The organism is Actinophytocola sp. (assembly GCF_035762905.1).
Classification (GTDB): domain Bacteria; phylum Actinomycetota; class Actinomycetes; order Mycobacteriales; family Pseudonocardiaceae; genus DASYTH01.
Genome location: NZ_DASUCC010000142.1, coordinates 16407 through 39829, shown reverse-complemented (window position 1 = coordinate 39829; position 23423 = coordinate 16407). Strand labels below are relative to the sequence as shown.

25 protein-coding genes are annotated in these 23423 nt (G+C 70.4%); 8 read left to right on the top strand and 17 right to left on the bottom strand.

Translation table 11 applies throughout. The features are described 5' to 3' along the window. Nucleotides 1–8 precede the first annotated feature (8 nt). Complete coding sequence (locus VFV67_RS30245) at nucleotides 9–1022, top strand: Acg family FMN-binding oxidoreductase (protein ID WP_326474092.1); 1014 nt, start codon at nucleotides 9–11, stop codon at nucleotides 1020–1022. Between the two features lie 12 nt (nucleotides 1023–1034). On the opposite strand, the gene VFV67_RS30240 is transcribed toward VFV67_RS30245, so the two are convergent. The 8 genes from VFV67_RS30240 to VFV67_RS30205 form a co-directional block, all read right to left on the bottom strand. Continuing rightward, nucleotides 1035–1700, bottom strand: coding sequence for a CBS domain-containing protein (locus VFV67_RS30240; RefSeq protein WP_326474091.1), 666 nt, complete (start codon nucleotides 1698–1700; stop codon nucleotides 1035–1037). 15 nt (nucleotides 1701–1715) lie between these two features. Further along, nucleotides 1716–4382: a GNAT family N-acetyltransferase gene (locus VFV67_RS30235; protein WP_326474090.1), complete on the bottom strand. Its 2667-nt coding sequence runs from the start codon at nucleotides 4380–4382 to the stop codon at nucleotides 1716–1718. Between the two features lie 126 nt (nucleotides 4383–4508). Further along, nucleotides 4509–5888 (bottom strand): MBL fold metallo-hydrolase, encoded by a 1380-nt coding sequence (locus VFV67_RS30230; protein ID WP_326474089.1) that lies wholly within the window; start codon nucleotides 5886–5888, stop codon nucleotides 4509–4511. 187 nt (nucleotides 5889–6075) lie between these two features. After that, the gene (locus VFV67_RS30225; RefSeq protein ID WP_326474088.1) at nucleotides 6076–6402 is read right to left on the bottom strand and encodes a phosphoribosyltransferase family protein; all 327 of its coding nucleotides are present in this window, start codon (nucleotides 6400–6402) and stop codon (nucleotides 6076–6078) included. A gap of 78 nt (nucleotides 6403–6480) precedes the next feature. Further along, on the bottom strand, nucleotides 6481–7089 hold the full coding sequence (locus tag VFV67_RS30220) for a GNAT family N-acetyltransferase (protein ID WP_326474087.1): 609 nt from the start codon (nucleotides 7087–7089) through the stop codon (nucleotides 6481–6483). Nucleotides 7090–7216: 127 nt separating this feature from the next. Continuing rightward, complete coding sequence (locus tag VFV67_RS30215) at nucleotides 7217–7360, bottom strand: hypothetical protein (RefSeq protein ID WP_326474086.1); 144 nt, start codon at nucleotides 7358–7360, stop codon at nucleotides 7217–7219. A gap of 38 nt (nucleotides 7361–7398) precedes the next feature. Continuing rightward, nucleotides 7399–8124, bottom strand: coding sequence for a CBS domain-containing protein (locus VFV67_RS30210; protein ID WP_326474085.1), 726 nt, complete (start codon nucleotides 8122–8124; stop codon nucleotides 7399–7401). A gap of 170 nt (nucleotides 8125–8294) precedes the next feature. Further along, nucleotides 8295–8675, bottom strand: a complete 381-nt coding sequence (locus tag VFV67_RS30205; RefSeq protein ID WP_326474084.1) for an SPW repeat domain-containing protein — start codon at nucleotides 8673–8675, stop codon at nucleotides 8295–8297. 206 nt (nucleotides 8676–8881) lie between these two features. On the opposite strand from VFV67_RS30205, the gene VFV67_RS30200 reads away from it, so the two are divergent. Next, nucleotides 8882–9775, top strand: a complete 894-nt coding sequence (locus tag VFV67_RS30200) for a fructose-bisphosphate aldolase (RefSeq protein WP_326474083.1) — start codon at nucleotides 8882–8884, stop codon at nucleotides 9773–9775. Between the two features lie 213 nt (nucleotides 9776–9988). On the opposite strand, the gene VFV67_RS30195 is transcribed toward VFV67_RS30200, so the two are convergent. After that, nucleotides 9989–10762, bottom strand: coding sequence for an ATP-binding cassette domain-containing protein (locus tag VFV67_RS30195; RefSeq protein WP_326474082.1), 774 nt, complete (start codon nucleotides 10760–10762; stop codon nucleotides 9989–9991). A gap of 442 nt (nucleotides 10763–11204) precedes the next feature. Here VFV67_RS30195 and VFV67_RS30190 point away from each other — a divergent pair, with 442 nt between their 5' ends. Further along, nucleotides 11205–11810, top strand: coding sequence for a hypothetical protein (locus VFV67_RS30190; protein WP_326474081.1), 606 nt, complete (start codon nucleotides 11205–11207; stop codon nucleotides 11808–11810). Here the strand turns inward: VFV67_RS30190 and VFV67_RS30185 are convergent. The 6 genes from VFV67_RS30185 to VFV67_RS30160 form a co-directional block, all read right to left on the bottom strand. Then, on the bottom strand, nucleotides 11752–12882 hold the full coding sequence (locus VFV67_RS30185) for a Gmad2 immunoglobulin-like domain-containing protein (protein ID WP_326474080.1): 1131 nt from the start codon (nucleotides 12880–12882) through the stop codon (nucleotides 11752–11754). The genes VFV67_RS30190 and VFV67_RS30185 overlap by 59 nt on opposite strands. A gap of 102 nt (nucleotides 12883–12984) precedes the next feature. Then, nucleotides 12985–13437, bottom strand: coding sequence for a hypothetical protein (locus VFV67_RS30180; RefSeq protein ID WP_326474079.1), 453 nt, complete (start codon nucleotides 13435–13437; stop codon nucleotides 12985–12987). A 47-nt stretch (nucleotides 13438–13484) separates the two neighbouring features. Continuing rightward, nucleotides 13485–14300 (bottom strand): ABC transporter permease, encoded by an 816-nt coding sequence (locus VFV67_RS30175; RefSeq protein WP_326474078.1) that lies wholly within the window; start codon nucleotides 14298–14300, stop codon nucleotides 13485–13487. After that, a complete protein-coding gene (locus tag VFV67_RS30170; protein ID WP_326474077.1) occupies nucleotides 14290–15267 on the bottom strand; it encodes an ABC transporter ATP-binding protein in 978 nt (325 codons plus the stop codon). The genes VFV67_RS30175 and VFV67_RS30170 overlap by 11 nt, the downstream gene beginning before the upstream one ends. A gap of 93 nt (nucleotides 15268–15360) precedes the next feature. Further along, complete coding sequence (locus VFV67_RS30165) at nucleotides 15361–15522, bottom strand: hypothetical protein (protein ID WP_326474076.1); 162 nt, start codon at nucleotides 15520–15522, stop codon at nucleotides 15361–15363. Between the two features lie 75 nt (nucleotides 15523–15597). Beyond that, on the bottom strand, nucleotides 15598–16479 hold the full coding sequence (locus VFV67_RS30160; protein WP_326474075.1) for an AMIN-like domain-containing (lipo)protein: 882 nt from the start codon (nucleotides 16477–16479) through the stop codon (nucleotides 15598–15600). A 369-nt stretch (nucleotides 16480–16848) separates the two neighbouring features. On the opposite strand from VFV67_RS30160, the gene VFV67_RS30155 reads away from it, so the two are divergent. From VFV67_RS30155 to VFV67_RS30135, 5 genes are all read left to right on the top strand, one after another. Next, complete coding sequence (locus VFV67_RS30155) at nucleotides 16849–17118, top strand: DUF1876 domain-containing protein (protein ID WP_326474074.1); 270 nt, start codon at nucleotides 16849–16851, stop codon at nucleotides 17116–17118. 2 nt (nucleotides 17119–17120) lie between these two features. Beyond that, on the top strand, nucleotides 17121–17276 hold the full coding sequence (locus tag VFV67_RS30150) for a hypothetical protein (RefSeq protein WP_326474073.1): 156 nt from the start codon (nucleotides 17121–17123) through the stop codon (nucleotides 17274–17276). Between the two features lie 296 nt (nucleotides 17277–17572). Further along, nucleotides 17573–18784 carry a glutamate--cysteine ligase gene (locus VFV67_RS30145; protein ID WP_326474072.1) on the top strand — a complete coding sequence of 404 codons (1212 nt, stop codon included), beginning with the start codon at nucleotides 17573–17575 and terminating at the stop codon, nucleotides 18782–18784. A gap of 366 nt (nucleotides 18785–19150) precedes the next feature. Next, a complete protein-coding gene (locus tag VFV67_RS30140; RefSeq protein ID WP_326474071.1) occupies nucleotides 19151–20533 on the top strand; it encodes an MBL fold metallo-hydrolase in 1383 nt (460 codons plus the stop codon). A 4-nt stretch (nucleotides 20534–20537) separates the two neighbouring features. Continuing rightward, entirely contained in the window at nucleotides 20538–21329 is a 792-nt protein-coding gene (locus tag VFV67_RS30135) for a sulfite exporter TauE/SafE family protein (RefSeq protein ID WP_326474070.1), read from the top strand. Between the two features lie 9 nt (nucleotides 21330–21338). Here the strand turns inward: VFV67_RS30135 and VFV67_RS30130 are convergent, their stop codons facing one another. Then, a complete protein-coding gene (locus tag VFV67_RS30130; protein ID WP_326474069.1) occupies nucleotides 21339–22688 on the bottom strand; it encodes a HAMP domain-containing sensor histidine kinase in 1350 nt (449 codons plus the stop codon). Further along, nucleotides 22678–23367 carry a response regulator transcription factor gene (locus VFV67_RS30125; RefSeq protein ID WP_326474068.1) on the bottom strand — a complete coding sequence of 230 codons (690 nt, stop codon included), beginning with the start codon at nucleotides 23365–23367 and terminating at the stop codon, nucleotides 22678–22680. Before VFV67_RS30125 ends, VFV67_RS30130 begins: the two co-directional genes overlap by 11 nt. Between the last annotated feature and the right edge of the window lie 56 nt (nucleotides 23368–23423).

The window sequence follows — 23423 nt, the reverse complement described above, 5'->3', positions numbered from 1 at the left end:
AGCCCGTCATGTCCGCCACCCGACCCGATCACCTGGCCGTCCGCGGTGCCATCGCCCTGGCCACCCGGGCGCCATCGGTGCACAACACCCAGCCCTGGCGGTGGCTGGTCGGCGACGCCAGCGTGCACCTGATGGCCGACTGGAGCCGCCACCTGCCGGCCACCGACCCGGACGGCCGCGACCTGCTGATCAGCTGCGGCGCCGCGTTGCACCACCTGACCGTCGCACTGGCGTCCTACGGCTGGGCCGGCGCTGTCCAACGCCTCCCCAACCCGGCCGACCGCGCCTACCTGGCCGCCCTGGAGCCCGGGCCATACCTCCCGTCCGAACAGGACATCGCGCTCGCGGCGGCGATCCCGAAGCGCCGGACCGACCGGCGGCGATTCTCCTCGTGGCCGGTACCCACCGGACACCTGAACCTGTTGCTGCGCCGGGCCAGCCGGGCCGGGGCCCTGCTGGTTCCGGTTACCGAACCGCCCATCCGCCGCCACCTCGTCCGCGCGCTCGCCGAAGCCGCCGGTCGCCAGGCCAACAGCCCCGGCTACGACGCCGAGCTGGCGCACTGGACCGGCCGCCGCACCCGCACCCAGGACGGCGTCCTGGCCGCCAGCACACCAGCCGGGCCGAGGTGGCATGGCGACACACCGATGCGGCAGTTCACCAGCGGAACACTCAATGAGTCCACAGTGGAGGATGACGACGCCGGCGCGCTGCTCGTGCTCGCCACACCCGACGACGATCCCCGATCCCGGCTGCGCGCCGGCGAGGCCGCCAGCATCGTGCTGCTCACCGCGACCGACCTGATGCTGGCCAGTTGCCCACTCTCCCAGGCACTGGAAGTCGCCGGCACCCGGGCCGCGATCCAGGAACACGTACTCGACGGCGCGGCCGTGCCCCAACTGATCCTGCGGATCGGCTGGGCCCCGACCGCCGCCGAACCACTCCCGGAAAGCCCGCGCCGACCGGTGCACCACGTGATCGGCTACCTGCCTGGTATGGCACCGAGAAGACGGCAACAATGACCCGACAGCGCCTTACAAGGCGTCGAGTTCGGAGACGGTCTCCGCGCGGTAGGTCAGGTCGTCCACGACGCCGACCACGCCCGGGACGGCCCAGGACAATCCCCGCGCCACCAATGCTTCGCTGTGCAGGTCCAGGCTTCCGTCCAGGATGACCACGCCATCGCGGACCCGCACGGTCACCCGGCCGGCGACGTGACCCAGACCGGCCCGCAGGGCGGAATCGACATCGGCCCGGATGTCGTGGTCCGGGCGCAGGAAGGTGCGCAGCACGTCGCGCCGGGACACCACGCCCACCAGGTCGCCGTCGGCGTCGAGGACGAACAGCCGCCGCACGCGCCGTTCCGCCATCCGGCGGGCGGCGACCGCGACCGGCTCGCCCGGCCCGATGGTGAACACCGGCGCGGACATCACCTCGGCCGCGCACAGCCCCCGCGCCCGCGACCAGCGCGCCCGGCGGGCCGGGCCCAGCGGCCGGGCGTCGGTACCCGCGTGGAACTCCTGCTTGGCCAGCACGTCCGCCTCGGACACCACGCCGACCAACTCGCCCTGCGCACCCACGACGGGCACGGCGGCGATGCCGTTCCCGGACAGCACCGCGACCACCTCTTTGAACGGCGTCCGCGGTGTCACAGTGATCACCTCGGTGGTCATCACCGAGGACACGGTCGATTCCCGCATCGCGAGCCTCCTCTCTCAGCCGCGCAGGCGGCGCAGGAACGGGTCAGTGGGGTGGCGGGGTTCGATCCGGATCCGGGCATCGACCGCCACACACCCGGTTTCGGTGACCACCAACGGGTTAAGGTCAAGTTCGGCGATCTCGGGGAGGAGTTCGGCCATCCGGCCGACCCGCAGCAGCACGTCGCTGATGTCATCGGTGGGCAGCGGATTCTTCGCGTTCGGGCCGAACAGGGCCGGCGAGCTGCGCAGGCCGTGCACCATGCGTTCGACGTCGGTGTCGGTCAATGGGGCCAGGCGGGCGGTGCGGTCGGCGATCAGGTCGGTGTCGGTGCCGCCGAGACCGAACACGACCAACGGCCCGAACAGCTCATCGGAGCTGACCCCGACGATCAGCTCACGGCCGGCCGGCACCATCGGCTGGACCTGCATCCCACGCAGCGCGGCGCCGAACCGTTGCGCCAGGGTATCCACGGCGGCGCGGACCTCGGTCTCGTCGGCGAGGTCGAGCAGCACCCCGCCGGCCGCGCTCTTGTGCAGTGCCGTGTCGGCGATCGCCTTGATCGCCACCGGGGCGCCGAACCGGCGCCACGCGGCCACGGCCTGCTCGGCGTCCTCGGCGATGATCGGCCGCAGTACCGGGATCCCGAAGGACTCCAGCAGCGCGGTGACCTCCAACGGCTCCAGCCAACCGCCAGACGGTAGGGCGGAGAGGTGGGTACGGACCAGGCCGGTGGCGCCCGGCACGGCCAGTCCGGTCAGATCCGGGACGTGGCCGGCGGGGTGGCGCCGCCAGGCGGCGTAGCGGGCGATCCGGCCCAGAGCCGCGGCGGCCGGGGCCGGGTCGGCATAGCAGGCGATCGTGGACGAGGTCGCGGCCAGGCCGGTGACCGACGCCAGCTGTCCTGGTCGCACCGCCAACACCGGCTTGTCCAGACTCCCGGCCAGGGTGACCACCGCGGTGATTGGATCACCCAGCGCGGTCGGCACACCGGCCGCCATGACCGCGTCGACCTCGTCCGCGGCCAACAGCACGTCCAGGCAGGCGGCGAAGGTGGGCGCATCGACGGTGGCGGTGGTGTCCACCGGGTTGGTGACGCTGGCCTGGGCGGGCAGCAAGGCGCGCAGCGCCTCCGTGGTGGCCGGCGCCAGCTCAGTGACAATGAGTCCGTTGTGGACGCAAGCGTCCGCGGCCAGCACACCGGAGCCGCCGGCGTTGCTCAACACGACCACCCGGTTGCCGGCCGGCAGCGGCTGCCAGGACAGCGCGGCGATCGTATCGACGAGTTCGCCGACTGTGTCCACGGCGATCACCCCAGCCTGCTCGAACAACGCGTCCCGGGTGACCGCGGGTGTGGCCGTGGCGGCGGTGTGCGATGCGGCGGCGCGCTGCGCGACAGTGCTGCCCGCCGGCCGCACCGCCAGCACCGGCTTGGTCCTGGCCAGCGCCCGGGCCACGCGGCTGAACTTGCGCGGGTTGCCGAACGACTCCAGGTACAGCACCGCGATGTCGGTGCGCGTGTCCTGCCGCCACCACAGCAAGAGGTCGTTGCTGCTCACGTCGTACTTGTCCCCCGTGGACACCAAAGTGGACACACCGAGTCCCAACTGGCGCAACGACTCCATCAGCGCGATACCCACCCCGCCGGACTGGGTGACCACGCCGACCCGGCCGGCCGGCGCCGCCCCGCGCGCGAACGTGGCGTCCAGGCGCACTGCCGGATCGGTGTTGACCACCCCGACACAGTTCGGGCCGACCAGCCGCATGCCGTGCCGGCGCACCGCGTCCAGCACCGCCGGGCCTAGCCGGGATCCGCTCAACCCGGCCGAGATCACCACCGCTGCCCGGATCCCCCGGCGCCCGCACTGCTCCACCGCGTCCGGCACGGCGGCCGCCGGGACACACACCACGGCCAAGTCCGGTACCTCGGGTAGGTCGGCCACCGACGGCCAGCAGCGCACCCCGGCGACCTCGTTGGCGTGTGGGTTCACCGCGGACAGCGTTCCCGTGAACCCGGCGGCCCGCAGGTTGCGCAGCACCGCGTTGCCCACCGACCCGGACCGCCGCCCGGCACCTACCACGGCAACGGAACCCGGCCGCAGTACGGCGACGAGGCTGGCGACATCGGCCACCCGCTCCCGCTCCCCGACCGCCTCCAGATACGTCTCGTCCGGCTCGAGCGAGATCACCACCTGCCGCTCCGGGCCACCACCGGTCCACCGGTAGGCCAGACCGGCGTCCACGAACACCTTGATCATGCGGTAGTTCTCGGCCAGCACGTCGGCCACGAACCGCCGCAGCCCCCGCGCCCGGCCCAACGACGCCAGATGCTCCAGCAGCAGCGTGCCCACCCCATGGGCCTGCGCCGCACCGTCCACCACCAAAGCGATCTCCGCCGAACCCGGATCGGCACCAAGCACCTCGTAGTGCGCCACCCCAACCAACCCGCCGTCCAGATAAGCACCCAGCGCACCATGCCCGTCATCCCGCGCCCGCGCGATCCGCCGCGCCACCGACCCCAACGGAGCCAACGGTCCGAAGAACCGCAGATACTGGTCCCGATCGGACAACCGCGCGTGCAGATCCAGCACCTCCGCCTCATCGGCCGGCCCCAGCTCCCGAACGGCCACCACCCGGCCGTCGGCCAGCAGTGCCCGCACCCCAGGCTCATCCGTCACGGTCATGACTTCTCCCGTCATCGCTTACCCCGACCATGCCGCCGGCACAGAGCTCGCAGTAGAGCCCAACGTACGAGTACCGGCGAGCCCTAGGTCCCTGACCCGGGCTACCGCGCGGTGCTGCCAAGCGGTTCAGATCAGCACGCGTTCGCCGTCGCGGGGCACCACGGCGTTCCAGTCGTGCTCGGTGCGCAGGCGGTTGGCCAGGGTGGCGGATCCCTCGGGTTCCCCGTGTACCAGGTAGGCGGTGTCCGGAGCCGGTCCGGCCGTCGCCCAGGCGATCAGCTCGTCGGCGTCGGCATGTGCGCTGAACGCGTCGAGCACGACGATCTCGGCCCGCACCGGCACGTACCGGCCGTGGATTTTGAGTTCGCGTGCGCCGGTGGCCAGTTGGCGGGCCCGGGTCCCGGCGGCCGCGAAACCGACGACGGCCACGGTGTTGCGCCGATCCGGTAGCAGGTGCTCCAGGTGGTAGAGCACCCGGCCGCCGGTGGCCATGCCCGACGCCGAGATGACGATCGAGGGCATCCGGGGCCGGTTGGCGGTCATCGACTCCGCCACCGTGCGAAGCTCGGCCAGGTGCCCGGGGTTGAACGGATCGCCCGCGTCGGTGAGTTCGGGGCGCACCTCGGTCCAGCGTTCGGCCAGGGCCCGCCGGTAGACCCGCAGCGAGGCCAGCGCCATCGGCGAGTCCACCAGAATCGGCAGGTCGGGAATGGCTTCGGCACGCACGAGCTTGGCCAGTTCGATCAGGATCACCTCGGTGCGGTCCACGGCGAAGGCCGGGATCAGCACGCTGCCGCCGCGGGCGGCGGTGCGCCGGATCGTGTCGGCCAACCGGTCCGCCGCATCCTCGTCGTGCCGGTCGCGGTTGCCGTAGGTCGACTCGAGCAGCAACGCGTCACACGACGGCCGGGGTTGCGGCGGGCACAACACCTGGTGGCCCGGGCGGCCCAGGTCACCGCTGACCACGACGGTCCGGTCCCCCTCGAACCGCAGCCGGGCCCGCGCCGAACCGAGGATGTGCCCGGCCCGGCCGAACTCCAACTCGACGCCACCGGCGACGCTCGCGGCGCACCCGAAGTCCAGCGTGGATATCTGGCGCACGGCGCGGTCGGCGTCTCGCTCGTCGTAGAGCGGCAACGCCGGATGGTGCTTGGACCACCCGTACCTGTTGGCGTGCTCGGCCTCCTCCACCATCAGATGAGCGCTGTCGGCCAGCACGATGGACACCAGCTCAGCGGTCCCCGGTGTGGTGTAGACCGGCCCCCGCCAGCCGGCGCGCACCAGCACCGGAAGATAACCACAGTGATCGAGGTGGGCGTGCGTGAGCACCACCGCGTCCAATTCGTTCAGCTCCAGCGGCGGTGGCCGCCAGTTCCGCCGTCGCAAGGGCGCCAGTCCCTGGAACAGTCCGCAGTCGACGAGCAGCCTCGATCGTCCACTCTGGACCAGGAACTTGCTGCCGGTCACCGTGCCGACCCCACCGAGAAACGTGATCGACGTTGACATGGCGTCACACCATTGAATTGGAGAGGCTGTCGCACCGGTAGGTCACCAGGAACAGGCAGGCCATATGATGCTCGGACAGGGTGATCATGGCTGGGCTCCTCTCGATCCGAGACGTAACAGCCCTGTGCCATCAAGACTGTCCGCGATCACCGGTCGCGCCCATGGCATTTCGAACCCGGCCAACCGGTCACTTGGCCCCGGCCGGCCGTGCCGTTGGTCGGCGCTCGACCATTGCGAGCTCCGCCGCCTCGACCGCGGTCGCGCACAGCACCGCGCTGTTGAGGATCCGCACGCCGTCCTCGCCGATCGCGCCCATCGCCAGCTCCGGCTGGAACGGCACACCCAGCTTGCGCACCACGATCATGTCCAGGGGCGCCCGCAACGCCCGGGCCACCGGGGTAGCCACCGGCACGCCGCCACGCGGCAACCCGAGCACCACCACGTCCCGACCGCGCAACCGATCCAGCAAGCCGGCCAGCCGCCGGCCCGCATCCACCCGGTCCACGAACGACATCACACTTCACCTCCACCCCCAGTGCAGCGCGCGGATGCCCGGCGGCACAGGAGGCGAAAGTCCGCGCCCGACCGGGCATTACGGCGGCGGTCGATCGCGGGTGGTGCGGCTGGCCAGATCACGATGGAGGGCGGCGAGGTGTTCGCGGTCGAGGGTGACGGCGAGCTCGGCGGTGCCGTGCTGGATCAGCTGTTTGGCGCCGGGGCCGGCGTGCGCGAGCAGCGCCGTGATTGGACGGTTCCCGGCCAGGTAGGAGGCGCCGAAGGAGTGGATGCCGCGTTCCAGCGCCGCCTCGGCGAGCAGCTCCACCAACGCGGTGGCCAGTCCGATCCGGCGCCACGCCGGGTCGACCGCGACGGCGAACTCGACGACGCCCTCCTCGAGCGGCTCGTAGCGGGCGACCGCGACGCCCCGTTCGGTGGCGGGGTCGAGCGCGACCAGGGCGAAGCGCCGCACATAGTCCATGGTGGTCAGCCGGGCCAGCAGGGTCGGGGTGAGCCGGGGCGGCGCGCCGAGGAACCGGCGGTGCAACGTGTCCGGATCGGCCGTGCGGATCGCCTCGGCCAGTTCCGCAGCGTCGGACGGCAGAATCGGCCGCACCCGCACGGTGCGCCCGTCGCGCAGCCGAAGCGACCGCTCGTAGGCCACCGGGTAACCCGGCGGCAGCTCGTCCCGTTCGGCCGTCACACCCCGATGATCCCGCATGTCACAGCGTCTCGTTGCGGGCAAAAGTCCCTGTCTGATGCCGGCTTTAGCCCCGCGACCCTGCGCGCGGGCGCGCACATCACCGATGATCTGCTGGCGCGAGTGGCGATCACCCCGACCGGGCGGCGTTCGCCCGCCCGGCCGGCGACGGGTGGGCGACCGTGACCCGGGCGCGGTTCACCGGCCAGGTCATCGCGCTGGCCGAGAAGCTGATCGACGACGGGATCCGCACTGGCGACCGCGTCGTGATCATGTCCGACCGTTCCGGACCGCGTGTCTGTCGGGGCTGGGCTATCGGATACCGCGGCGCACGGCGAGAAGCGCCTCGGTGGTGTCCGGCACGCCGGGTCGGCCGTGTCGGTCATCGGTCACCCAGGTCAGGTCCTCGGTGACGTCGATGACGCCGTCCACCCGGTGCGTCAGTGCTACTGCGGCCGGGATCTGACTGCGGTACTCCAACTGGCCGGTCAGGTGCACCACGCCGTCGCGCACCCGCACGGACACGGTCGCGGGCGTTACCGTCATGCCCAGCTCGTGTTCGAAGATCTCGTGCACGACCTCGTCGCGGATGTCCTCGTCCGGACGCAGGAACACCGGTAACAGGTCGCCCCGGCCGAGAATGCCGACCAGCCGGCCGGCACCGTCCACCACCGGCAACCGGGTGATCTGGTGCTGCTCCAACAACTTGGCCGCGTGCACCACCGACTCGTCCTCGCCGACGGTGATCGCCGGAGTGGTCATCAGTTCGCCGGCCACCGTCGCCTGCGCCTTGGCCCGCGCCCGCCGCCGGCTCGGTAACGCCAGCCGCGCGAGCAGGCCGGACGGCTCGTGCTGGCTCTGTTTCGGCAACAGGTCCATGGTGGACACCACGCCCACTACCCGGTGGTCGTCGTCGGCCACCGGCACCCCGTTCACCCGACGATCCTTCAGCAGCTCGGCGACTGCCTTGAACGGCGTGTCCGGCCGGACCCACGCCACCTCGCGCACCATCAGGTCTGTGATCTTGCTGTGCTTCATCGGATCTCCCAACCATCTAATCCCCCAACTTTGACGCTAAGCGGGTGATCCGAACGGCAGCAGAGTCGAACGAACGCCCAACCCGAGGACTTCCGGCCTCGGGATGCTGCCAGAAGTGGCGGTGCGCCGGCCCGGAAATGATGGGGGTCGGCGCACCGAGTTGACCATGATCACGCGGGGGATCCAGCGGCATGCTGGGCGCGGTAGTCCGCCAGGCTGGCGGGGATCGCGGCCAGCGCGAACAACGTGACCACGACCCCGACGACCCACGAGGTCCATGCCGCACCACTCTGGTCGGCGTAGGAGAACAGCCACGGCGCGACGAAAGCGACCACGCCGCCCGCGGCAGTCGCCCACTCGTCGATGACCGCACCGGGCATCGCCAGCGCGACGAGTGCCAGCCCGACGATCGCCACGCCGATGACCACCATCGCCCACGCGCCACCGGTACTGACGTCCACCCAGATCGCCGACAGCGCCAGGAACGCGCCCGCGATCAGGGTGACCCAGTCCTGGACACGGGTCCAGGGCTTCGACGGTGTGTCTGCCATTTGTTTCACCTCCTCGGCTTTTCGACCGGTTGGTTCCAGTCCCTACGTTGCGTCCGTCCCGGTGGCCTCTCAAGGGACTTTGGTCAGCACTCGGCGTTGTCGAGTCGAAGGTCCCGGCCGGAAGGAGCCGTCGTGACCTTGGGAACGGTGTTCCGCCGGTAGAAGCCTGGGCTGGACAGGCCGTCCAACCGGAAGGGTGGTGCGCGATGACGACTCGACTGGATATCCGTCAGCTCGGGCTCGACACGGGAAAGAAGGCGCGGCTGTACCGGCTGCTCCATCAGCACGGACTGCGCAACGGAACCGCCCTGTTCCTGCCCTACGACCAAGGATTCGAACACGGCCCACGGGACTTCTTCGCCAATCCGGCCGCGAGTGACCCGCGCTACATCGTGCGGCTGGCGATCGAGGGCGGATTCAACGGCGTCGTCCTGCAGATCGGGCTGGCCGAGAAGTTCTACTGGGACTATGCCGGCGAGGTTCCCCTGGTCCTCAAGCTCAACGGCAAGACCGACATCCCGCCCGCCGACGAAGCACTCTCGCCGGTGCAGGCGACCGTCGCCGACGCCGTGCGGTTGGGCGCCGACGCCGTCGGCTACACCCTGTACGTCGGGACACCCGTGCAGGAACGGGACTTCGCGCAGTACCGGCAGGTGCGCACCGACGCCGAGCGCTTCGGCATGCCGCTGATCGTCTGGGCCTACCCGCGCGGATCCGCGGTCGCCGGCAAGGGCGGCGCGGACTCGTTCTACGCCGTGGACTACGCCGCGCGGGTGGCCAGTGAGCTGGGCGCCGACGTGGTGAAGGTGAACTTCCCGCACCCGGAGAAGAAGGCCGGCACGCCCGCGCAGTACACGGCCGAGTTCTCCCCGCAGCAGGCCATCGAGCAGGTGGTGTGCTCGGCCAACCGCACCCTGGTCCTGGTCTCCGGCGGCGAGAAGGCCGGCGACGAAGCCATGCTCGAGAAGGCCCGGCAGTCCCTGGAAGCCGGCGCCACCGGACTGATCTTCGGCCGCAACGTCTGGCAGCGTGAGCACGACGAGTCGCTGCGCTTCGTCGCACGCCTCCAGGAGATCCTGGCCAAGTACCCCAGCGCCTGACCATGCTCACCGGGTTCACCCGACGCCTCCCGATCTCGCCGAGACCGGGAGGCGTCGCATCGGCGGTTGACGAGGTTGGGCGAGGACCTCGCAGGCATCGGGCATGTCTTCGAGGGCGAACCGGTGGGTGATGAACCGGGCGGTGTCCAACCGGCCGGCGGCCCAGAGTCACCCGCCGCAACCATCCGTAGCGGGTTCCGGCCATCGCGGCAGTCATGCCGCGGGCGTTGTCGACCGGCTGTCGTACCTGCCAGTGGTCATCAGCTCGACCACCGATCCGCGGTCAATGTCCACAATCGGGCAGGTGGCGACGACCCGGCCGAGATAGAGCACCACAATGCGGTCGGCGACCGCGAAGACGTCGTTCATGTTGTGCGAGATGAGGATCACGGCAAGCCCGCGCTCGGCCAACCGGCGGACCAGGCCGAGAACGACCTTGGTCTGCGCGACCCCCAACGCCGCAGTGGGTTCGTCCATGATCACCAGCTGGGAGTTCCACAGCACGGCCTTCGCGATGGCCACCGACTGCCGCTGTCCACCCGACAGCGACCGCACCTGCTGGTGAACGGAGCGAATGCTGGTCACCGAGAGGCGGCGCAGGGTGTCGACGGCAGCGGCTTCCATATTCCCCTCGTCGAGCACATGGTGCCAAAGCTTTTCCCGGCCCAGGAACATGTTCTGCACGACGTCGAGGTTGTCGCACAGAGCGAGGTCCTGGTATACGGTCTCGATCCCGAGCGCCGCCGCGTCCCGGGGTCCGCGCAGGCGCACCGGTTCACCGCGCCAGAACAATTGCCCGCTGTCTGGGGTGTAGATGCCGGCGATGCACTTGATCAGCACGGACTTGCCGGCGCCGTTGTCGCCGGCCAGCGCGGTCACCTGACCCGCCGGCACATCGAGGTCGACATCGACCAGGGCCCGCACAGGCCCGAAGTTCTTGCAGACTCCCCGCAACCGCAGCAACGGGTCATTCGGCCGGTCAGACATGACCCCTCCCTACTGTCGGCAGTCCGATGACGTGGCACCCACGTTCACAACTCAATCCTGGGCCAACGAGACAGAACTCGGCAGAGACCTTCGCCGCGACCACGTCGGACCAAAGTCCAACCGATCACGGTATGTACCCCACCGTGGTCGAGGAGCGAGTCGCGGTAGCACCGGGCGCCCGGTCGCCTGCACCAGAAGCTCCCTCGCCCCTGCCCAGACTGACCCGGCCCACGTCGGCCAGGCGAGGGACGAACAAATACGACCCATCCTGTCGAATGTCCCCGCGCAAGCCGCGGTCCATCCGGCGTGGGCACCGCGAACCATCGGTTGCACAGCACGGGACCTTGGGCCCTGTCCGAGCGCGGCCGGCCTTCCGACGATCGGAGGAGCAGGAGCACCTGTCGGTTCTCTCCTTTCGTCCTGCTGGCAAGGAGTGCTCACGATGATCACGATCGAGTCCACACTCCACCTGGAACGGGTGACCGGCCTGTCCATCACCGAGTTTCTGCTCAACTGCACCGATGAGCGCTACCAACAGTGGTGGCCGGGCACGCACCGCAGATTCCACGTGCGCACTCAGGGCCGCGAGCACCTCGGCGACACCGTCTTCATGGAAGAGTACATCGGGAACCGGCATGTCCGGATGGCCGGCACGGTCGTAGACGTCGTCCCCGGACGCAGGATCGTGTGGCAACTCAAGCGAGTGGTCCGCCTGCCGGTCTGGCTCACCCTCGAGTTGACCGATCGGGACGGCGCGGTCGCGATCCGCCACACCATCCGCGCCGGATACACCGGTGTCGGCCGGCTTCTCGACCCGCTGCTGCGGCTCTACTTCACCGCGGAGTTCACCCGCGCGATGGATGACCACGTCCACACCGAGTTCCCGTTGCTGCGGGACCGGATCCTTGATCCCGGCCCGGCCACCGCGGCGGCGCCGTCCGGCGGCCGAGGTGAGCGCGTGTTGCCCGATCCGGCGGAGCTGTTCCCGGCTAGGCGGGCGGCAGCGGTGCGGGTGGGAAGGCGATCCGGATCGAGGTTGCCCGGATGACCTCGCCGTTGGCGGCGGACTCCTCGGTGAAGATCAGCCATCCGTTGCCGCCGGCTGGTCGGGTGAAGGTGATCTCGCCGTTGAACGGACGCGGCTGGTCACCACCGCCGGTGACAAATCCCTGCCCGATCAGGACGGTGCCGCCGTCCCGGGCGGCCAGCACGCGCACGGTCACCAGTCCTTCGAAGGCGTGTGCCCGCCCGCTGACCCGCACCGGAGACGTGATCTTGTTCCCTGCGGTCGGTGAGACGACCAGGATGGTCGCCGTCCTCGTGGCGGTCACCGTCCACCCGGCCTCCCTGCGCAACGACACCACGGTGACCAGTCCCGGCACCGGTTTGCCGTCCGGCCCGCGCGCCAGGAATGTGACCTGTGCGGTGGCATCACCCGTCAGCCGCAGCGGTCCGGCCTGCGGATCGTTCATGCCGACCACCGAGGTGAGGAACTGCCGGGCGGCCGCGATCCCCGCCGCCTGCTCGTCGGGCGTGCCGATCGGCGGGGACAGCTGCAGCCACTCATAGAAGGCGTCGATGTCGCCGTCGAACGAGTACACAGTGGACCTCATACTGTCGAACTGCTTGACCGTGGTGTCCAGCTCAGCCAGCAACGCCGCGCTGCCGAAACTGGAGCTCGCGCTCGGGATGATCCGGCTGAAATCGTGGAAATCCACGTACGCCACACCGCCGTCCACTCGCACCCCGCGCAGCAGCCCCGCGGTCGCGGCGCTGAACTGCGACCGGTAACCTGCCGCACGCTCACTGGCGGTCGGGCCGCCGAGCAGTTCCCGCACCGCCGCGGTCGCCACCATCTCCGTCCTGGGCACGGTCCGCACGACCGGCACCACCCGAGTGGGGTCGTCCGCCGCACCCTTGTGGAAGTACACCGTGACCGCCATCGTCGCCGGGGACGGTGCGGTGGTCGTGGTGATCGTCGTCGTGGTGGGCGGTGCCGCGCCGGGGGTGCCCGGCTGGTCCCGGGAGACCAGGAACAGGATCCCGGCCACGATGATGACGACACCGGCGAGTGCTCCGCTGGTCGCCCATGTTCGTCGACGGTTACTGAAGATACTCATGGGAACCTCCTCTCCCCATATCCCGACGCAAGCACGTCGTGTGGGTCGGGACCACGGCCAGAAGGCGCCCGCCGACCGCCGAAGGACCCCGAGGAACTGAGGTCATTGGCCCCGTCGCTGACCGCCGGTGATCAGGCTGTCGGCGTCCGCAGCGGCTTCAGTCCTTCCGTGGCTGGCTTTGCAGGGCGTTGAACAGGTTCCCTCCGTGTCGGTGCACACCCATGCCCCGAGCGAGCCGTCCGCGGGTGGGCCGGTGCGGGCGGCGAGCGCGCCGTTGCTGCCGGGCTCACCCTCGGCTCCGGTGATCAGCAGTCGGTACTCCGGGTTGCCGAACGACTGGGCCTTCCAGGCGAACACGGTGGTGTAGAAGCGTTCGGCCCGACACCCGGCCAACCAGATCAGTGCCACGCCGAAGGTCGGCCCGTAGGCCCAGATGGGTCTAGAGGTGCGTCCGAACGCTCCCAGACGGACGGTCGGACACAGGGAAGAAGCACCAGTAGGCGAGAATCCGCCCTCCGGCCGCGCCGGTCCGACGCGGGCCTGCCGGATCTCCACCGCACCGGGCTTGTGACGTCTGCCCAAGTTTGGTCGGCGCCGCGTGCTCATCGACGTCGGGATCGGATCGGGCCGGGTTCCCATCGAAACGTCAGGCTGATGATCATGATGGCGGCCACGCTCCAGGCGCCGACGGTCAGCATGGCCGTGGTGGTCATCGGCCAGGACTGGGTCGTTGGCAGGAATGCCGACTCCATGGCTCGGGTGACCGGTGCCACCGGCAGTGCCGAGGCGAGGTCGTGCAGCCAGCGCGGGGCGTGGGCGGAGGAGAAGAACACGTCGGAGACGAACGCCAGCGGCAGCATCGTGCCGTAGGCGACCGGCAGCGCGGTCTCGCTCTTGGGCACCAGGGTGGTCACGGCCAGGCCGAGCAGGAAGAAGCTGACCGCGGCGAGGCCGCCGGCGCCGGCCAGGTAGCCGATCGTGCGCCAGGAGACGGTGACGTCGAAGGCGATGACCGCGAGGGTCACGATCAGGGTGACGGCGACCACGGAGGTCACCAGCGCGCTGCCCAGCCGTCCGACCAGGTAGGTCCAGGCCGGCAGCGGCGTGCCCCGCAGGCGTTTGAGCACGCCCTCCTCGCGGGCCAGCACCACTGTGGTGATGGTGTTGACGTAACAGGTGTTGAGCAGGCTGAACGCGGCAACCGCGGGAGCGAGGAACTGGGCGTAGTGCAGACCGGGCGGCATCGCGCTCGCCGCGTCCGGGGTGAGCAGGTCCAGGCAGACCAGCAACAGCAGCGGCATGACGATGGCGAAGAAGAAGCCCAGCGGGCTGCGGACCAGGAGCAGCAGTTGGTACCGGATCTGGCCGAGCGCCAGCAGTAGCGCCGGCTTCGGTTTGGTGTGCTGGTCAGTGCGCATCGCCGGCTCCGGATCGTACGGTCGCATCGTCGGTGAGTTGCAGGTAGACGTCCTCAAGGGACGGTCGGGTGACGGTGAGCGAGCGCAGGTCCCGCCGCTGCCGCAGCGCCCACGAGGTGAGGGCGAACAACGCTTCGGTGGGCTGGACGGTGTGCAGCACCAGCCGGTCGCCGTGCCGTTGCGGCGGGCCCCACGGCCCGTCCGGCAAGGACACCGGCACGGACACCGTGTCCCACGGTTGAAAGCTGATCACCGTTTCGGCGACGTCGCGCCGGCCCAGCGCGCTGGGCGTGGACTCGGCGATCAGCTGCCCGCCGGACAGCACGCCCACCCGATCGGCGAGCCGCTGGACCTCGTCGAGGTAGTGCGAGGTCAGCAGGACCGTGGTGCCGTTCGTGCTCAGCTCGTCGATCATCTCCCACGCGCTGCGCCGGGCCGTGGGGTCGAATCCGGTCGTCGGTTCGTCGAGGAAAACCAATTCCGGATCGCCCACCAGGGCCAGCGCCAGGTCCAGCCGGCGCAGCTGACCACCGGACAGCGTCCGGGCCCGGGCCCGGCACTTGTCGGCCAGCCCGACCCGGTCGATGGTCTGCGCCACATCCCTGGGGTGGGCGTAGAAACCGCCGTACAGCCTGACCAGTTCGCCAACGGTGAGTTCGGCGTCCAATCCACCGGACTGCAGAACGATCCCCACGCGTTGCCGCCACCGGCGACCGCCACGCGCCGGATCGACACCCAGCACCCGCACCCCTCCCGCGGTGCGCCGCCGATGGCCTTCCAGAATTTCCACGGTGGTCGTCTTGCCGGCCCCGTTCGGGCCCAGCAGCGCATAGATCTCCCCGCGCCGTACCTGAAAGCTCAAATCGTTCACGGCACGATGAGAGCCGTAGTCCATGCGCAGATGCTCCACGCTGATCGCAAGATCTGAGTTCACACTGTTAACTGTGGCCTCGGGCGACGCGACCACCCAGAGACCTTCGTCTCCCCCGGCGGGGACGATGGCCCTGGGCCACGTCCCGGTCGATGGTCGACGCGGCGGCGGCTCTGGGTGTCCCGGTAGTCAGCGCCGAAGGGAGTGGCGGCGGACGAAACCGATCGCAGCGGTGCCGGCGAACAGCACGATTCCGATGAGCGCCAACCACATCAGGCCTTCGAACGCGAACCCGATAATCGTGGCGATCAGCCAGGCCAGCAGTAGAACAATGATCAGAACCGTGGTCACTCCGTCGTGGACCACATGCTCACCGAGCCCAGATCGAGCCCTCCGTCCCCGGGCGGGAGCGCGGATCCGAGCGGATCACGGTTCGAGTTGCTCGGGAATCGAGTCGACCGGCCCGTCGGGTTGCCCGGTCTTGCCGTCCTCGTCGTAGATCTTGACCCAGTCCACGGTGGGGAACTGCTTGAGCGTCGGGATGATCTCGGTGGCGATGGTGATCACCGACGAACCGTCGCTACTGATCGGTCCGAGCAGCCGGACGTGCGCGACCTTCCACTGGCTGACCCGCAGGTCGGCGAACCCGGTCGCGTGACTGTCCACGAACACCAGCCCGCGCTCGCGCTCGGCCTCGTTCGGGCCCTTGAACAACTCCTGCAGGGCGGCACCGGCCACGGCAGGCTTGATCAGGCGGCGCTCGACCGCGGTCACCGGCGGATCGATGTTGTTGACGATCTTCTGCTGGTCGCCGAAGAAGACCTCCCCGCAGTACCACGGGCTCTGACCGACGTGCGCCACGTCGATCACCAGTCGGCTGCCCGACAGCGCGTAGGCCCGGAACGGCGCCGGATCGCCGGCCGGGTCGACCGCGATCCCGAAGGTCAGAACCCCCTCGAAGTCTCCCGCCCGCTTCACCTGCTTGATCCGCGCAAGCCCCGGCCGCAGGTCGAGGTCGCCGGGCGGCACGGTGGTGTTGCCGTTCTCGTGTGCCGCGGCCCACCGCATCGAGACGAGCAGCTTCGCGCCAGGCAGCATCGGTAGCGGGTTGCCGCTCGGGTCCTCGATGATCTGGTCCACGTAGCTGACCGAGAATCCCGGCGTCGAGGTGTTGTCGCGGAAGTCGAAGACGACCCGATCGTAGCCCTCGTCCGGGTGGTTGCCCGTCCGGACATCGACGAGGATCGCCGTGGGACTGTTCTGCGGTGGCAGCCCTTCGATAATCGGCGACGTGCATTTCTGTGTCATGATTTCTCCACTCCTTCGTCGTGCCACGAGCCTGTCGCACGACAGCGGGTCACTCACCCCCGCGGATTGGCGTGCACTGATTCCGTGTCTCGCCGAGGGCGTGCAGCGATACCCGCATGGCCGATCCTGTGTCGGACGGGCGGGCTGGAGCAGAGTCGAAAGTCCCCAATCTCGCCAACCCGTCGGACAATTTGGCGACCCTTATGCCGGTCGTCGTATGCCGGCTGGGTGGTGACGCTCCTTGACGATGGGCAGGTCCTTGGTCCTGGCGTGGAAGGGCATCCGCCCGTGTCGCACTGGTGCGCGCGGACGGATCGTGGTCTGGACAGGCCGGAATCAGAAACCCTTCCGACACCGAGGAGGCGCTTCGTGACCGCGGCCAAACAATGGAATGTCGAGATCCTCATCGACGAGCACGACGAGCGGACCCGCGCCAGGGCGCGATTGCACACCCGGGACGACACCGCTGTGGTCGGCGTCGGTCTGGCCCGGTGCAATCCGGCCGATGTGAACGTGCCGGAAATCGGCGACGAACTCGCCGCCGCCCGGGCCCTGTCCGACCTGGCCCACCGGTTGCTCGAGACCACCGCCCAGGACATCGAGGCGTTGACCCACCGCCCACCAGGATTGAGTCCGTAGCCATGACCGCCCGTCGTTCCAACCCGCGGCAGCGGCTCGCCGAGATCGCCGGCTACCTCGGCGGCGGCCTGATGCTCGACGGTGCCACGCTGCTGGTAGCCACCTCGTGGGCGGGCGATGGCGGTGCGGACCCGCCCGGATACCCGGCAGCTGACTGAGATTCCCGTCCCCAACTGCTACATCCGCACGGTGTCCGACCGCGCCGAAACACCGGCAATCGCGACGTCCTAGACACCGCTGGTCGGGATCCATATCCTCGGTTGTCAGCGTTGTGCCCTGGTGCGTGGATGCCGAACGTCTCTTGTGGACTCACATGCCGTGGTCGTTGTGGCGGTGGGGTTCGAGCGCAGCCGGCCGGACCCGACCGTGCCGTGCCGGGGAGTGACCTCCGGTCCCCCGACACGGGCCGAAGGTCTGCATTCCGCACCCGAAGATGCCACCGACACTGGAGAGCATGGGACTCTCCGACCATGAACAACCCGGCGGCGGCTCGCCGCACGGCAGGGAAGCCGAGATGACGAACTCGCCGGACGTGCGGGTGGCTCACCAGCCGCATCGCCACGCCCATACCTCGCAGCGCATGACCACGGCTCCGACGCTCGGCGTGGAGGAGGAGTACCTCCTCGTCGACGAGACCACGAAGCTTCCCGTACCGGTGGGGTCCACGACCGTCGCCGAACTGTCCGATGTGGATTTCCACCGCGAGTTCTCCCAGGCGCAGACCGAGTTTGCCACTCCCGTCTGCACCGGCCTCGACGACCTGCGACAGCAGTTGCTGCGTGGGCGCCGCACACTGGCGAAGGCCGCGCGACACCACGGTGCGATGCTGGTCGCGACCGGCGCCCCGCCCCTCGGCAGGCCAGGACCACCGCCGGTCACCGGCAAGCCGCGGTACCAACGGATGGTCGAGCTCTACGGCGCGCTCACCGACGACCAGGGGATGTGTGGTTGCCACGTGCACATCGGCGTGCCGGACCTCGAGCATGCCGTGCGGGCGAGCAACCACCTGCGGCCGTGGCTGCCCGCGCTGCTTGTCCTCGGTGCGAACTCCCCGTTCTTCGACGGCAGGGACACTGGACACGCCAGCTGGCGCACGAACGTCTGGGCCCGGTGGCCAGTGGCGGCTGTTCCGCCGCACTTCCGCTGCGCGGATGAGTACGACGCACTCGTGTCGCGGCTGGTAGCGGCCGAGGTGATTCTCGACGACAGCATGGTCTATTGGTATATCCGGCCGTCCCGCCACGCACCGACCGTCGAGGTGCGCGTGGCCGACGTGTCGGCGACGGTCGAGGAAGCGGTCCTGCAGGCGGCACTGACCCGAGCCCTCGTCACCACCGCGCTGGAGGAGGAACGGCCGTCGCCGGGCGTCCCGGACGTGGTGCTGCGCGCGGCGTGCTGGCGGGCCGCGCTGGTGGGTCTGGAGGGGCGCTGCCTCGATCCGTTCACCGCCAGCGCCGCGCCGGGCTGGGATCTGGTGGACACGTTGCTGGCCCACGTGCGCCCGGTGCTGAGCGCAAGCGGCGACCTGGACATGGTGATGAGCTGCCTGTCCTGGTTGCGCGCACATGGCGGCGGCGCGACTCGGCAGCGCGCGGCGTTGCGCACGCATGGCGACCTCCGTGCGGTGGTCGACATCCTCGCCGTAGCGCGGGACGGCAGGCCCTGATAGCCGCACGGCAACGCCGAGTATCGGCCGTCGGTTTCCGGCGATGTCGGTGACGGTGAAAGGCATTGCCCCGGCAACCGTGCCAGCCGTGCTCGGCTGCCTGGCTGGCGAACGGACACCCGCGCCGCGGCCTGCCGTCGTGATGACGAATGTCTTAGCCGGTGATTGAGGACATCGCCAGCAGCCTGACCGTTCCCTGCCCTGCTTTCGCACCTCTGTACCGAGGGCAGCTTCCGATCCGGGCCCACGCCCAGCATACCCCCCGGGGTAGTACCGAAGACGAGCTACCATGGAGGCATTGGTACCCCCTGGGGTATGTGGTCGCGCAGTCCGCGCCGGGCGTGCGCTGATCCGAGGAGCAGTCTGATGATCGACATCATTGCCATCGACACGCCGACCCTTGGCGACCGCAGTTATCTGGTCACCGATGGTGACCAGGCTTTCGTGGTCGACCCGCAACGCGATATCGACCGGATGCTCGAGATGGCCGGGCGGAGGGGTGTGCGGATCACCGACGTGTTCGAGACCCATATCCACAACGACTACGTCACCGGCGGCCTGGCCCTGGCGCGGGCCACCGGCGCGGCCTACCACGTCAACGCCGCCGACCCGGTCTCCTTCGAGCGCACCCCGATCTCCGACGGTGAGTTCGTCCACATCGGAGAGTCGATGCGGGTGCGGGCGCTAGCCACTCCCGGGCATACCTTCACCCACCTGTCCTACCTCCTCGAGGCCCCGGACCGGGTGCCGGCGGTGTTCACCGGGGGGTCGCTGCTGTTCGGCTCCACCGGCCGCCCGGACCTGCTCGGCCCGGCCCACACCACCGACCTGGCGCACGCCCAGTACGTCTCGGCGCACCGCCTGGCCGCGATCCTGCCGGAGGAGACCGAGGTGTACCCCACCCACGGGTTCGGCAGCTTCTGCTCGGCCACCCAGTCCCAAGCGAACAGCTCCACCCTCGGCCGGGAGAAGCGGGCCAATCCGGTCCTGACCCGCGACGAGCAGGACTACGTGGCGGAGTTGCTGGCCGGGTTGGACGCCTACCCGGCCTACTACGCCCACATGGGACCGGCCAACAGCGCCGGGCCGGACGCACCCGACCTCACCCCACCGGCCACGGCCGAGCCCGGTGAGCTGCGCGGCCGGATCGAGGCCGGGGAATGGGTGGTGGACCTGCGCTCCCGCACCGCGTTCGCCGCCGGGCACCTGGTGGGCAGCGTGAACTTCGGGCTGGACGGCAGCTTCGCCACCTACCTGGGCTGGCTGATCCCGTGGGGCACTCCGCTGACGCTGCTCGGCGAGACCCGCGAGCAGGTCGCGCAGGCGCAGCGCGAGCTGGTCCGGATCGGCATCGACCGGATCGCCGCGTCGGCCACCGGCACACCCCAGACCTGGTCCGGCGGCGCCCCACTCGGCTCGTATCCCACCGCCACCCTCGCCGACCTGGCCGCGGTGCGACACCACCGGCCGGTGGTGATCCTCGACGTGCGGCGGGATCTCGAATGGGCGCAGGCCCACATCGAGGGTGCCGTGCACATCCCCCTGCACGACCTGTTCCACCGGCTCGACGACGTGCCCGCGGGTGAGGTGTGGGTGCACTGCCGGTCCGGCTACCGCTCGTCCATCGCTGCCTCGCTGCTGGCCGCCGCCGGCCGCCGGGTGGTGTCGGTGGACGACGAGTTCGACCACGCCGCGCGAGCCGGATTGCCGGTGACCGCCACGGGCACGCGCACGGAGCGGGTGGGGTGAGGCTGTGTTGCTGGTCGCGCTGCCCGCCGGTCTGCTGATCGGCCTGACCCTGGGCGTGCTCGGGGCCGGTGGCTCGATCCTGACCATCCCGGTACTGGTCTACCTGCTCGGCCAGGATCCGCACCAGGCCACAACCGCATCACTGATCATCGTCGGTCTCGCGGCGGCCGCCGGCGCCGTGGTGCACGGCAGGGCCGGGCGGGTCCGGTTCGGCACCGGGCTGGTGTTCGGCCTGCTCGGTGCGGCCGGCTCCTATCTGGGCAGCCGGGCCAGCGCCGCGGTCGACCCGGCCGTGTTGCTGCTCGGCTTCGCCGTCCTGCTGCTCGTCGCGGCCATGGCCATGCTGCCGCGGCTGCGGCGGGGCCGGCGGCAGCCGCCGGCCCCGGCCGGCATGTCGGGCACCACGATCACCGTGGTCGACCGGCGGCTTGTGGTCCGCACGGTGGCCGCGGCCACCGTTGTCGGGCTGCTGACCGGGTTCTTCGGCGTCGGCGGCGGCTTCATCGTGGTGCCCGCGCTCGCCCTGGCCCTCGGTCTGGACACCGCGACCGCGGTCGGCACCTCGCTCGTGGTAATCACGGTCAACAGCGCCACCGCGCTGGCGAGCCGGGTCGCCACGCAGCCCCTGACGCTGGACTGGCCACTGCTGGCCGTCTTCGTCGTGGCTGCCGTCGCCGGAGTGCTGGCCGGCAACCGGGTCGCTGGCCGATTGAACAGCCGCCAGCTCACCATCGCCTTCGTCGTCCTGCTGGTGCTGGTCGCCGGCTACACCGCCGCGACCAGCCTCCCGCTGTAGCCGCCCAGGTCAGCGGGTCGGGAGGCGGACGGTGAACGTGGCGCCCCCGCTGGGGCCGGATTCGGCGGTGACGGTGCCGCCGTGGGCGGTGATCAGCTCGCGGACCACGGCCAGCCCGATCCCGGAACCGGAGGTGCCGGTCGTGGCCCGCCCGCGCCACCACCGGTCGAAGATGTGCGGCAGCTCGTCGGCGGGGATGCCGGGGCCGGTGTCGGCGACCTCGATGCCCGCCCAGCCGGCTCCGGCCGGGTGCACGCGCACGGTGACCTGGTCGCCGGGCCGGGCGTAGCGGGCGGTGTTGCCCAGCAGGTTGCCCAGGGCCTGGTGGAGGCGGTCGGGGTCGGCGGGCACGATCACCCTGTCGCCGAGCTCGGCGCGCACGTGCAGGCCGGCCGCGCGCAGCTCGGCCGCATGCGCCCGCAGCACGTCGCCGGCGAGACGGCCCAGGTCGACCTCGGCGGGTCGCAGGGACAGGGCGGCGGACTCGGCGGCGGCCAACTCGGCCAGGTCGTCGACCACCCGGCCCAGCCGCAGGGTCTGGTCGTGCAAGCTGGTCAGCCGGTGCGGATCGGCCGGGACCAGCCCGTCGCGCAGCTCCTCCAGGCCGGCCTGCAACGCGGCCAGCGGGGTGCGCAGCTCGTGGGCGACGTCGGCAGTGAGCGCCCGCCGGTTCTGCTCGGCCCGGGTGACCTCCTCGGCCATGGTGTCGAACGCCGTGGCCAACTCACCCAGCTCGCCGGGTGCCCGGACGTGGGCTCGGGCGCTGCGGTCACCGGCGGAGATCGCCGTCGCGGCGGCGGCCAGGCGACGCAGCGGGCCGGCGATGCGCCGGCTGACGAAGACGCTCGCCGACAACGCCACCGCGAGCGCCACCGCGGCGGCCAGCCCGATCCACGCCCAGGCGATGTCACGGGCCGCCGAGCCCGCGGCGGTCGGAAACACGAGCTGAACCGTGCCGACCGTCGTGCCGCCCACGACGACCGGGGCATCCACCCGGACGCCGGTGGCCATCCCACTCATCCCGTTCATCGGCCCGCGCCCATGACCCGGGCCGGCAACCACCGAGCCGTCCCGGTCCCGGACGATCAGCCGGGCCTGCGCGCCGCTGGCGATCGCGGCGGCATCGTCGAGGTCAACCGCGGACCACCCACCGGTCTGCGAGTACGCCGCCCCGACCGCCTCGGACACCTGCGCGGCGACCTGGTGCCGGTCGGCGCTCTGGCTGGCGGCCAAACCCCGCTCGGTGCCCCACAGCGCCGCGCCGGTCAGCACCACCACCGCGGACAGCGCGACCAGGACGAACGCCGCGAGCAGCCGCCACGCCAGCGGTCCCCAACCTCGGGGGTGGTCACCGGTCACGGGACAGTCCCAACCGGTAGCCCACACCCTGCACGGTCCGCACCACCCGCGGTCCGTCGGCACCCAGCTTGTGGCGCAGGTTCTTCACATGCGAGTCGATGGTGCGCTCGTAGCCGGCGAACTCGTAGCCGCGCACCCGATTGATCAACTCATAGCGCGAGTACACCCGACCCGGCACCGCCGCCAACGCAGCGAGCACGCCCCACTCGGTGGGCGTCAGGTCCAGCAGCGCGCCGTCCCAGCGCGCCTCGTGCCGGGCCTCGTCGATCCGCAGCCGACCATCCCCATAGGACAGGTCGGCCGGCTCGGCCCGGCCGCCGGTGCGCTGCAGCACGGCCTGCACCCGCAGCACCAGCTCGGTCGGGCTGAACGGTTTGGTCACGTAGTCGTCCGCGCCGAGCTCCAACCCCCGGATCCGGTCCTCCACCGCACCGCGGGCGGTCAACACCACCACCGGCACCTGACCGTCCGACCGGGCCGCCCGCAACACCTCCAGACCGTCCACATCGGGCAACCCCAGATCCAGCACCACCAGCGCAGCCACGTGCCGGCCGAGCAGGTCCAGCGCCTGCGCACCCGACGCGGTGCTCACCACCGCGAACCCGGCGCGCTCCAGATAACGGCGCAACAACTCGCGGATCTCCGTGTCGTCCTCCACGACCAGCACGCTGTGACCCACGACTCCGGTCTACGGCCTCCCGCGGGCACCGGCGAGGGTCGAAAGACCCGCACCGA

Bases quoted from the DNA above. Each gene is read 5' to 3' on its own strand.
- VFV67_RS30195 (WP_326474082.1), bottom strand. From the start codon at position 10,762: ATGTCTGACCGGCCGAATGACCCGTTGCTGCGGTTGCGGGGAGTCTGC.
- VFV67_RS30245 (WP_326474092.1), top strand. From the start codon at position 9: ATGTCCGCCACCCGACCCGATCACCTGGCCGTCCGCGGTGCCATCGCC.
- VFV67_RS30160 (WP_326474075.1), bottom strand. From the start codon at position 16,479: ATGACACAGAAATGCACGTCGCCGATTATCGAAGGGCTGCCACCGCAG.
- VFV67_RS30205 (WP_326474084.1), bottom strand. From the start codon at position 8,675: ATGGCAGACACACCGTCGAAGCCCTGGACCCGTGTCCAGGACTGGGTC.
- VFV67_RS30240 (WP_326474091.1), bottom strand. From the start codon at position 1,700: ATGCGGGAATCGACCGTGTCCTCGGTGATGACCACCGAGGTGATCACT.
- VFV67_RS30215 (WP_326474086.1), bottom strand. From the start codon at position 7,360: ATGATCACGACGCGGTCGCCAGTGCGGATCCCGTCGTCGATCAGCTTC.
- VFV67_RS30200 (WP_326474083.1), top strand. From the start codon at position 8,882: ATGACGACTCGACTGGATATCCGTCAGCTCGGGCTCGACACGGGAAAG.
- VFV67_RS30235 (WP_326474090.1), bottom strand. From the start codon at position 4,382: ATGACCGTGACGGATGAGCCTGGGGTGCGGGCACTGCTGGCCGACGGC.
- VFV67_RS30145 (WP_326474072.1), top strand. From the start codon at position 17,573: ATGGGACTCTCCGACCATGAACAACCCGGCGGCGGCTCGCCGCACGGC.
- VFV67_RS30140 (WP_326474071.1), top strand. From the start codon at position 19,151: ATGATCGACATCATTGCCATCGACACGCCGACCCTTGGCGACCGCAGT.
- VFV67_RS30150 (WP_326474073.1), top strand. From the start codon at position 17,121: ATGACCGCCCGTCGTTCCAACCCGCGGCAGCGGCTCGCCGAGATCGCC.
- VFV67_RS30230 (WP_326474089.1), bottom strand. From the start codon at position 5,888: ATGTCAACGTCGATCACGTTTCTCGGTGGGGTCGGCACGGTGACCGGC.
- VFV67_RS30190 (WP_326474081.1), top strand. From the start codon at position 11,205: ATGATCACGATCGAGTCCACACTCCACCTGGAACGGGTGACCGGCCTG.
- VFV67_RS30210 (WP_326474085.1), bottom strand. From the start codon at position 8,124: ATGAAGCACAGCAAGATCACAGACCTGATGGTGCGCGAGGTGGCGTGG.
- VFV67_RS30225 (WP_326474088.1), bottom strand. From the start codon at position 6,402: ATGTCGTTCGTGGACCGGGTGGATGCGGGCCGGCGGCTGGCCGGCTTG.
- VFV67_RS30175 (WP_326474078.1), bottom strand. From the start codon at position 14,300: ATGCGCACTGACCAGCACACCAAACCGAAGCCGGCGCTACTGCTGGCG.
- VFV67_RS30185 (WP_326474080.1), bottom strand. From the start codon at position 12,882: ATGAGTATCTTCAGTAACCGTCGACGAACATGGGCGACCAGCGGAGCA.